Raw genomic sequence first — 9,668 nt, 5'->3', positions numbered from 1 at the left:
TGGAATGCTTTTCAACGAAGCGGTCCAACGTATGATTGCGGCTTTTGAAACCCGGGCAAAAGATCTGTATGGATAATCCGTCTGGTCGTCGGTCTGTTCGTTCAAGCCCGGTTTAGGATTTAGCTGCCTTTAGCAGCATTTCCAAGGCCGTCGTGACGGTTGCAAGGCGGACATTGAGGCGCCCAATATCTCCATAATCCATTTGCCGATGCTCCATCACACCGTCTCGGTTTGCAACGGCCAGATGAACCCGACCTCCGGGCTTATCTGCGGTTCCGCCGGGTCCAGCAATACCGGTTACCGCCACCGCAATATTTGCGGACGATTTGCGAATTGCACCAAGCGCCATTTCATTTGCTGTCTGCTCGGCGACCGCACCCACTGCTTTTAAGGTTTCGGCTTTTACCCCTAAAACCTGCATTTTGGCTTTGTTGGTATAGGTAATAAATCCTCTATCAACGACAGCAGAGGACCCCGCAATATCAGTAAGCGCGCCGCCAATAAGACCGCCTGTGCAGCTTTCAGCGGTAGCGACATACCATCCTTTTTTTTGGGATTCCTGAATAACATCAGTTGCCAGTTGCGTAATGGCGTCGGAAAAAAGATACATCACAAAACCTGCGTTATTACAAAAAGGATCAGGGCGGCACAGATGCCTGCGGCGATATCATCAAACATGACACCAAAAGCGCCTTTAATATGTTTGTCCATCCAACCGATGGGCCAGGGTTTTAGAATGTCAAAAATCCGAAACAATACAAAGGCAAAAAGATAATAAAGCGGGTTGGTGCCGGCAATCAACAAGGGGATCCATTGACCCGCAACTTCATCAATAACAACTTCGCCCGGATCTGATGCCCCGGTTTTTTTAAGATAGACATCTGTCGAAATGACCCCGATCACAAAGACCAGGCCAATTGCAATCAAAAGGGCCTGATCGCCGAGAAGGGAAAAAATAAGATAGCCGAAGGGAAGGGCGGCAAGAGAGCCAATCGTGCCCGGCGCTTTTGGGCTAAGGCCAGTCCAGAACCAGGTGGCCAGGATTGTCGCCGGATGAAACAGAGAAATATTTTTTAGTGACGTCATTCTGGTAACCTGACTGTTGCAATAGCCTGCGCGGCAATGCCTTCTTTACGACCTGTGAAACCAAGTTTCTCGGTTGTTGTTCCTTTGACTGAAATCCGATCCACATCCAATTGTAGAATTTCGGATATTCTTTCTTTAATGGCGTGTCGGTAAGGGCCGATCCGGGGCGCCTCACAAATGATTGTTAGATCAATATTCCCGATTTTTCCTCCCCGTTTTGCGATCAGGCTGGCGGCATGTTCAAGGAACTGATCTGATGATGCTCCTTTCCATTGAACGTCAGAGGGCGGGAAATGGGTGCCGATATCACCGTCACCGATTGCCCCAAGCAGCGCATCGGTCAGCGCATGCAGCGCAACATCAGCATCTGAATGACCTTTTAGTCCATGGTCATGCGGTATTTCAACACCCCCTAGCCAAAGGGGCCGCCCAGTTTCAAAGGCGTGTACATCAAATCCAAGGCCGGTTCGAATATCCGTTAAGTCAGAGCGTGTCATTGCTGAAATATCTTCTGCTGTCGTAATTTTGAAATTATCTGGATCCCCGTCAACCCAGTGAATTGCAATACCCGCCAATTCTGCCAGCGCAATGTCATCGGTTACGGATTGATCAGCAAAACGTTCATGTGCTTGCCGAATAACCGAATAAACAAAACATTGCGGGGTCTGAGCTGCTTTAATGCTGTTGCGATCCAGGGTACCCGTAATCCTCTGCCCATCGATAGTTTTGAGTGTGTCAATCATGGGAACAACCGGAAGAACCGCATCACTTGTCGCCAGTGCTTCAAGACAACGATCGATAACAGAATGGCTGACAAAAGGGCGCGCGGCGTCATGAATAAGAACGTAATCAGGGTTATGACCGTCGATGGCTCGCAAACCGTTCAGAACCGATGCCTGACGAGAAGCACCACCAGAAACCCAGGGAAGTAGAGGTCGCTCCCCTACGGAGTTTTGATAAAGATCCTGATCGTTTGGATTGATGATAACCTGCACCCCGTCAATGGACGGATGAGAAAGAAATTTGTCGATGGATCGCGCAAGAAGCGTATCGCCATTAACCTTCAGATATTGTTTTGGATAGTCCAATCCGGTCCGGGTGCCGCTACCAGCCGCGACTATGAGTGCAAGTGTCTTCATGGCGAGACATTAGGCGGCCTCGCAAGTTGGTTCAATAAAATATTGATCCTTTGATGATTTGGTTGCACTGCACCATAAAAAAGTCTAAACTGCATAAAACTTAGTCAAATTTGGTATTGCACAAAAAATGACCATTCAGCTTGGTGACATTACTTTGGACCGTCCTGTTTTGCTGGCTCCTATGGCCGGCATTACAGATGTCCCATTTCGTCGGATTGTGTCCCGTTACGGTGCCGGCCTGGTCTTCTCAGAAATGATTGCCAGTAAGGCAATGGTGGCTGAAACGCGCCGATCCTTACGCATGGTAAAGGCGGGCGATGGCGAGGGGCCGATGGCTGTTCAGCTTGCCGGTTGTGACCCCCAGATTATGGCGGATGCCGCCAAATTGAACGAAGATCTGGGCGCAAAGATTATTGATATTAATATGGGTTGCCCGGTGAAAAAGGTGACATCTGGTATGGCGGGATCTTCGTTGATGCGGGATCTTGAGCATGCGGGAAAAATATTGGAAGCGACCGCCAATGCGGTTTCTGTTCCGGTCACGCTTAAAATGAGGACCGGCTGGGATGATGATACCCGAAATGCGCCAGCACTTGCCCGAATTGCGGAAGCCGTGGGCATTAAAATGTTGACTGTTCATGGCCGCACGCGATGCCAGTTTTTCAAAGGGCGCGCCGACTGGTCATTTATTAAACAGGTAAAAGACGCGGTTTCCATCCCCGTGATTGCCAATGGGGATATTCAAAGCCCAAAAGATGCCCGGACAGCCCTGGCGCAATCCGGAGCCGATGGAGTCATGGTCGGGCGTGGTGCTTATGGTCGCCCCTGGTTCGTCTCGCAAGTATCTGAATTTCTAGCATCCGGTAACGAAGTGAATGATCCTTCTTTTGAAGAACAGGGGGAGGTCGTGAAAGAGCATTATGCTGCGATCATCGATTTATACGGTGAAAGAGTAGGGACCCGAGTAGCCCGTAAACATTTGGGCTGGTATTCCGAGCGGTTGCCGGGCGGAAAAGAATTCAGGGATACCATTATTCGGATGGAAGACTGGCGGGCCGTTCAGGATCAGATCCAAAAATTTTATTCCGGGCTCGCAGAAAATAACAGGGTAGCGTGATGAGTTTTTCTATGGTCGGTGATGAAGCCGTGAGCCCGTTGGCTGTATTGGGTGCTTTACCAGATCCGATTTTTGTTGTCTGCAAAGACGGATTTATTCCCTATGCCAATCCGGCTGGTGAGGAGTTTTTCTCGTCTTCTATTAACATATTGAAGAAAACGCCGATTGATAAACTGGTTCCGTTCGGCAGCCCCTTATTGTCCCTTATTGAACAGGTGCGTCATTCCGGGGATCGTGTGTCGGAATATGCTGTTGATCTGGGAACACCCAAGATCGGGATCAAGAATGTCAATATTCAGGTGTCTTCCCTTCATGATAGTGATCAGGTTGTTGTTCAGATTGAAGAACGGACCATGGCATCGAAAATGGACCGCCAACTGACCCATCGCGGCGCGGCACGGTCTGTAACCGGAATGGCAACAATGCTGGCGCATGAGGTGAAAAACCCGCTTTCTGGCATTCGAGGGTCTGCGCAGCTGCTTGAAATGAATGCGTCCGATGCTGATCGGGCTCTGACCCGGTTGATTTGTGATGAAACAGATCGGATTTGTGCCTTGGTTGACCGGATGGAAGCCTTTTCCGACGATCGACCGATCGAACGCGAAGCGGTGAATATTCATGAAGTCCTTAATCATGTTCGCCTTGTGGCCGAAAACGGATTTGCCAAAAGAGTTACATTTACAGAAGAGTATGATCCGTCCCTTCCATTTGTATATGGCAACCGGGATCAACTGGTGCAGGTTCTGTTGAATTTGGTGAAAAACGCAACAGAGTCCGTCCCAAGTGACAGCGGCGAGATTATCCTGACGACGGCTTACCGCCCGGGTGTACGTCTGGCTGTTCCGGGAAACGCCAATCGTATTCAGCTTCCGCTGGAGGTTGGTATTCGGGACAATGGTCCCGGAATATCGGACGAATTACTGCCTCATATATTTGATCCGTTTGTGACAACAAAAACAGGCGGAAGCGGCCTTGGTCTTGCCCTTGTTGCCAAGATCGTCGGTGATCACGGCGGTATAATTGAATATGACAACACGACTGAAGGCGCTTGTTTCCATATTCGCCTTCCCATCTATCATATCCCCCAAAAGAAAGAATAAGACATGGTCAGCACAATTTTAGTAGCAGACGACGACCAAGGGATACGGACTGTTCTCGATCAGGCCCTTGGACGCGCAAATTATACTGTTCGTTCCACCAGCAATGCATCCACATTGTATAATTGGGTGTTGGAAGGGGCAGGGGATCTGGTCCTGACCGATGTGGTTATGCCCGATGAAAATGGTCTTGATCTTTTGCCGCGCTTGAAAAAAATCCGCCCGGAACTGCCGATCATTGTCATGAGCGCGCAAAATACGCTGCTCACAGCCGTGAAAGCAACAGAACGGGGCGCTTATGATTATCTACCAAAACCTTTTGACCTGAAAGAGCTGCTTCAGGTTGTCGAGCGGGCATTGTCCAAACCTAAAAAAGTCTCAAAAGGGGGCGGCCTTTGGGAAGGGGATGAAGAAGACGCAAAGATCCCGCTGATCGGGCGCTCAGGCGCCATGCAGGAGATATACAGGGTTCTGGCCCGATTGATGGGAACTGATTTGACGGTCATGATCACCGGTGAAAGCGGAACCGGTAAAGAGTTGGTTGCGCGGGCCTTGCATGAATATGGCAAACGGAAGAACGGGCCCTTTGTTCCCATCAATATGGGTGCAATTCCAAAAGAATTGATTGAGTCAGAACTTTTTGGTCATGAAAAGGGAGCCTTTACCGGTGCGGACAGTCGGGCCATTGGCCGGTTTGAACAGGCGCAGGGGGGAACGCTTTTCCTCGATGAAATCGGTGATATGCCGCTGGACGCACAAACCCGCCTCCTTCGAGTTCTGCAACAAGGTGAATATACGACGGTAGGCGGTCGAACCGCGCTGAAAACGGATGTTCGGATTATTGCTGCGACCAATCGGGATTTGCGTCAGTTCGTACGTCAGGGACTTTTCCGGGAAGATTTGTTTTACCGGCTTAATGTTGTTCCGTTGCGCTTGCCCCCCTTGCGAGAACGTGCGGATGATATTCCAGACCTGGTCCGGCATTTTCTAGCGATTACTCAGGACGAAGGGCTGCCTGTAAAAAGCATCGATAATGACGCCCTTGATATCCTGAAAAAACATAAATGGCCGGGTAATGTTCGGGAGTTGGAAAATCTGGTGCAGCGGTTGGTTGCGCTTTATTCAGAAGAAGTGATTGATGCGGAAATTATCGCACAGGAACTGGCACCGGCAAATTCGACCCCTGCGACAGATGTCGTGCCGGATGATGAAAGTCTGGGGGCCGCGGTTGAACGGCATATAGCAAAATACTTTGCCGCCCATCCCGGTAGCTTACCCCCCGCAGGCTTATATGATCGGGTGTTACGTGAAATCGAACGCCCCCTGATTATTCTGGCTTTGGACGCGACAAACGGGAACCAGATCAGGACAGCTGATTTGTTGGGTCTCAATCGAAATACTTTAAGAAAAAAGATCAGAGAACTTGATATTCAGGTTGTTCGCGGGGTAAAGTGATGCTTTAATGCAACAGGGTGGCGAAGATACTTAATTTTCGCCTGAACTATTCGGTGGGGACTGATTATTAAACGTTCTGCAAACGTGTCGGATCACTGTTTCGGGGGGAACAAGTGACGCAGACACAGGAAGTTGCATCCAAACCACGCTTTTCTTTTACGCGGTGGTCACGGAAGATTGGGCTTGGTCCAAAAACGTCTTTTGTTGTGGCATTACTTGCCATTGCGAGTGGGATTGCGACCTATGGGTCACTCGCCGGTGACGATGTTTATATCACCCGTGTTCTGGTGCTGGTTGATCTTGTGATCCTGATGTTGCTGACCGCGATCGTCAGTCACCGAATTATTCGAATGTGGCGAAAAAACCGCATTGGCAAGGCCGGCAGCAACATGCATCGCAGGGTGGTGAAGCTGTTTGCATTGATTGCTGTTGCCCCCGCCATCATGGTTGCGATGTTTTCGGCCCTGTTTTTCAACATTTATTTTCAAAAGCACTTTTCTGAACCGGTGAATATCGCCGTTTCTGAATCGTTAGCCGTCGCAGAAGCGTATATCAAGGAACATATTCAGACCATTCGCGCCGACGTTTTAAGCATGGCGGCCAGTATTAACAGGGTCCCTGTTGCGGCGTTGAATGACCGCGAACGCTTTAACGCGTTCCTGACCGATCAGGTTTTCGCCCGTAATTTGAGTGAAGCCGTTGTGTTCGATGGGACAAAGCGGGTGATTGCCCAATCAGATTTAAGTTTTGTCGCCGATTTTGAGCAAATTCCTGCTGAAATGCTGGAAGAGGCTGCGGTTAATGATGTTGTCATTTCAACCAGTGATACGGATGACCGAGTTCGGGCGCTTGTTCGGCTCGACCGGCTTTTCGACGGCTATCTGTATGTAGCGCGTTATATTGAACCCCGCGTGCTGGAGCATATGGAACGCACCAGAGAGGCCTCCAAAGACTATAAACGGCTTCAGGACGAAGGATTTGGTATTCAACTTCAGTTCGCAGCGATCTTTATTATTATCTCGATGATGGTGGTGTTGGCTGCGGTTTGGTTTGGGCTGGCGATTGCATCCCGCCTGGTGGGGCCCATCGAAGGCTTGGTCAATGCAGCAGAGCGGGTCAGTACCGGAGATCTGGATACAAAAGTTGACGAGAATGCCGCTTATGATGAAATGGCCATTCTGGCAAAATCGTTTAACAACATGACGCGCGAGCTTTCGAGCCAGCATCTGGAACTTGAAAAAACAAATACACAGCTTGATGAACGCCGACGTTTTACTGAAACCGTACTGTCTGGCGTCTCTGCGGGTGTGATCGGACTGGATGTAAGCGGTAATATTACGCTTCCCAATCGGACCGCGGGTAAGCTGATCGAGATCGAGACCAGTGACATGATCGGCCGTCCACTAAAAGATGTCGTGCCTCAGTTTGCGGATCTTCTGGATGAAGTCCGGGAAAAACCATTTCGGATTGCCCAGGCGCAAATCAATCTTCAAACGACGTCGGTTCACCGGCATCTGCTGGTGCGGATTGCCGCGGAAATTTCAGAAATGGGAGTTCAGGGTTTTGTCGTCACGATGGACGAGATTACCGAGCTTGTGTCGGCCCAACGAATGGCGGCTTGGGGGGATATCGCCCGCCGAATTGCCCATGAAATTAAAAATCCGCTGACCCCGATCCAATTATCTGCGGAGCGGATTAAAAGGAAGTATGGCAAGCAGATCGAAACGGATATTGAAACCTTCCATAAGTGCACGGACACAATTATCCGGCAGGTTGGTGACATCGGACAAATGGTCGATGAATTTTCCTCTTTTGCGCGGATGCCAGCACCCAGTTTCAGGCCGGAAAAACTGAATATCATTCTGGAAGAAGCGGTTTTCCTTCAGAAGGTGGCGCATCCTGAGATCGATTATGTGATCAACGGAGAATTATCAGAATCTCTATGTCAGCTGGATACGCCACAAATTACACGGGTGTTTACCAATATCCTTCAGAATGCTGCCGATAGTATTGAAGGGCGCGATGGTGATCCTGCTACGTTGGAACGAGGGCATATCGGGATCAGCATGATTGAAAATGATACGCAGCTTGTGGTGCAAATCACAGACAACGGTCGCGGATTACCCAATGAAAACAGGGCTAGACTGACAGAGCCATATGTCACGCACCGGGAAAAGGGAACGGGTCTGGGCTTGGCAATTGTCAATAAAATAATGGAAGAACATGGCGGGTCTCTTGCTTTAATGGATGCCGATGACGGTCCCGGCGCGAAAGTTCAGATCATGTTTTTTAAAATCGAAGTCGAAGAAACAAAAATGCTTAAAACAGGGAATAGCTAGTCATGTCTGCTGATATCCTAATTATCGATGATGAAGCTGATATTCGAGACCTTATTGCCGGGGTCCTTGAGGATGAGGGGTTTGAAACACGGGAGGCGGCCAACAGTGACGAATGTATGGCAGAAATTGCGAACAGGCGCCCCAGTCTGGTTATTCTTGATATTTGGTTGCGCGGAAGCAAGCTCGACGGAATTGAGATCCTTCAGGAAATAAAGAAAGTCGCAGTCGAGTTGCCAGTAATCATGATTTCGGGCCATGGCAATATTGAAACAGCCGTTAACACCATTAAAATGGGTGCGTATGATTTCATTGAAAAGCCTTTTAAAGCTGAACGTCTGATGCAAGTCGTAGAGCGGGCTTTGGAAGCCTCGCGCCTTCGACGGGAAGTGCAGGAATTAAGGCAGAAAGCGGGAGAATTTGTCGACGAATTGATCTGCCGATCTAACGTTATGGTACAATTAGAACAATCCATTCAACGGGTCGCGCCGACCAATAGTCGGGTGATGATTACCGGGCCGTCCGGATCGGGTAAAGAAGTTGTCGCGCGCATGATCCATACGAATTCGCTGCGCAGCGACAGGCCTTTCGTCGCGATGAATGCGGCCACCATGGCCCCGGAGCTTCTTGAAATTCAATTGTTTGGTGTCGAAGAAGGCCGCATGAATTCAGCGAAAGGCGCACGTCGCGGATTGCTGGAACAAGCCCATGGCGGCACCATTTTCCTGGACGAAATTGCAGATATGCCACTTGAAACGCAGGGTAAGATCCTGCGTGTCCTTGTCGAGCAATCTTTCCAGCGGGTCGGAGGGAGCGAGAAAGTCAAAGTGGATGTCAGAGTGATCTCATCGTCGAGCCAAGACTTGAAGGAAGCCATGGAAAATGGCCGATTGCGAGAAGATCTTTTCCATCGTTTGAGCGTGGTACCATTAACCATCCCGCCATTAAGGGAACGTTTGGAGGATATTGCTCCGCTGGCACGGTATTTTATCGAACGATTTGCCAAAAGTGCAGGGCTCCCTGTCCGTAAGATCGGGGAAGATGCCATCGCTACCCTTCAGGCTTCAAATTGGCCGGGCAACGTTCGCCAGCTTAAAAACGTTATTGAACAGATCATGATTTTGGCGACGGGCGAGAAAAACGCGCCGATCACCGCAGATATGATCCCGGCGGATGCCGGTGCGGCTCAATCGGTGATGAGCGGGCAAAAAGATAGTACGGAAATCATGACACTCCCGCTTAGGGATGCGCGCGAGAGATTTGAAAAAGAGTATCTGGAAGCACAGGTCAATCGGTTTGGTGGAAATATTTCCAGAACTGCCTCCTTTGTTGGAATGGAACGCTCTGCATTACACCGAAAACTTAAATCCCTTGGCATTCACAACAGTGAACGGGTAAAAGAACCAGAGTAGGTTCATACAAGGCGGAGGCCAGACCA

At 49.7% G+C, this 9,668-nt stretch carries 8 protein-coding genes; 5 read left to right on the top strand and 3 right to left on the bottom strand.

Features of this window, described 5'->3' with window-relative positions; translation table 11 throughout:
• Nucleotides 1-112 precede the first annotated feature (112 nt).
• Genes ACJAYR_RS15250 through ACJAYR_RS15240 form a run of 3 tightly spaced genes read right to left on the bottom strand, consistent with a single transcriptional unit; the run spans nucleotide 113 to nucleotide 2,225 of the window.
• Nucleotides 113-610 (bottom strand): CinA family protein, encoded by a 498-nt coding sequence (locus ACJAYR_RS15250; protein WP_415237400.1) that lies wholly within the window; start codon nucleotides 608-610, stop codon nucleotides 113-115.
• Nucleotides 610-1,086 carry a phosphatidylglycerophosphatase A gene (locus ACJAYR_RS15245; RefSeq protein WP_415237399.1) on the bottom strand — a complete coding sequence of 159 codons (477 nt, stop codon included), beginning with the start codon at nucleotides 1,084-1,086 and terminating at the stop codon, nucleotides 610-612. The genes ACJAYR_RS15250 and ACJAYR_RS15245 overlap by 1 nt, the downstream gene beginning before the upstream one ends.
• Nucleotides 1,083-2,225, bottom strand: a complete 1,143-nt coding sequence (locus ACJAYR_RS15240) for a bifunctional 2-C-methyl-D-erythritol 4-phosphate cytidylyltransferase/2-C-methyl-D-erythritol 2,4-cyclodiphosphate synthase (protein ID WP_415237398.1) — start codon at nucleotides 2,223-2,225, stop codon at nucleotides 1,083-1,085. Before ACJAYR_RS15240 ends, ACJAYR_RS15245 begins: the two co-directional genes overlap by 4 nt.
• Nucleotides 2,226-2,352: 127 nt before the next feature.
• Between ACJAYR_RS15240 and dusB the strand changes: the two genes are divergently transcribed.
• The 5 genes from dusB to ACJAYR_RS15215 all read left to right on the top strand — a co-directional run bounded on the left by dusB (nucleotide 2,353) and on the right by ACJAYR_RS15215 (nucleotide 9,642).
• A complete protein-coding gene (dusB, locus tag ACJAYR_RS15235) occupies nucleotides 2,353-3,342 on the top strand; it encodes a tRNA dihydrouridine synthase DusB (protein ID WP_415237397.1) in 990 nt (329 codons plus the stop codon).
• Nucleotides 3,342-4,442: a two-component system sensor histidine kinase NtrB gene (locus ACJAYR_RS15230; RefSeq protein WP_415237396.1), complete on the top strand. Its 1,101-nt coding sequence runs from the start codon at nucleotides 3,342-3,344 to the stop codon at nucleotides 4,440-4,442. Before dusB ends, ACJAYR_RS15230 begins: the two co-directional genes overlap by 1 nt.
• A gap of 3 nt (nucleotides 4,443-4,445) precedes the next feature.
• Nucleotides 4,446-5,894 carry a nitrogen regulation protein NR(I) gene (gene ntrC / locus ACJAYR_RS15225; protein ID WP_169545548.1) on the top strand — a complete coding sequence of 483 codons (1,449 nt, stop codon included), beginning with the start codon at nucleotides 4,446-4,448 and terminating at the stop codon, nucleotides 5,892-5,894.
• Between the two features lie 113 nt (nucleotides 5,895-6,007).
• Nucleotides 6,008-8,233 carry an ATP-binding protein gene (locus ACJAYR_RS15220; RefSeq protein ID WP_415237395.1) on the top strand — a complete coding sequence of 742 codons (2,226 nt, stop codon included), beginning with the start codon at nucleotides 6,008-6,010 and terminating at the stop codon, nucleotides 8,231-8,233.
• 2 nt (nucleotides 8,234-8,235) lie between these two features.
• On the top strand, nucleotides 8,236-9,642 hold the full coding sequence (locus ACJAYR_RS15215; RefSeq protein ID WP_415237394.1) for a sigma-54-dependent transcriptional regulator: 1,407 nt from the start codon (nucleotides 8,236-8,238) through the stop codon (nucleotides 9,640-9,642).
• Nucleotides 9,643-9,668 lie beyond the last annotated feature (26 nt).

The sequence above is a fragment of the Sneathiella sp. genome (assembly GCF_047631475.1).
Lineage (GTDB): Bacteria > Pseudomonadota > Alphaproteobacteria > Sneathiellales > Sneathiellaceae > Sneathiella.
This window is presented reverse-complemented; position numbering and strand designations above follow the sequence as displayed.

Excerpts from the sequence above, each read along its gene's own strand:
- ACJAYR_RS15250 (WP_415237400.1), bottom strand. The coding sequence starts at position 610 with ATGTATCTTTTTTCCGACGCCATTACGCAACTGGCAACTGATGTTATT.
- ACJAYR_RS15245 (WP_415237399.1), bottom strand. The coding sequence starts at position 1,086 with ATGACGTCACTAAAAAATATTTCTCTGTTTCATCCGGCGACAATCCTG.
- ACJAYR_RS15240 (WP_415237398.1), bottom strand. The coding sequence starts at position 2,225 with ATGAAGACACTTGCACTCATAGTCGCGGCTGGTAGCGGCACCCGGACC.
- dusB (WP_415237397.1), top strand. The coding sequence starts at position 2,353 with ATGACCATTCAGCTTGGTGACATTACTTTGGACCGTCCTGTTTTGCTG.
- ACJAYR_RS15230 (WP_415237396.1), top strand. The coding sequence starts at position 3,342 with ATGAGTTTTTCTATGGTCGGTGATGAAGCCGTGAGCCCGTTGGCTGTA.
- ntrC (WP_169545548.1), top strand. The coding sequence starts at position 4,446 with ATGGTCAGCACAATTTTAGTAGCAGACGACGACCAAGGGATACGGACT.
- ACJAYR_RS15215 (WP_415237394.1), top strand. The coding sequence starts at position 8,236 with ATGTCTGCTGATATCCTAATTATCGATGATGAAGCTGATATTCGAGAC.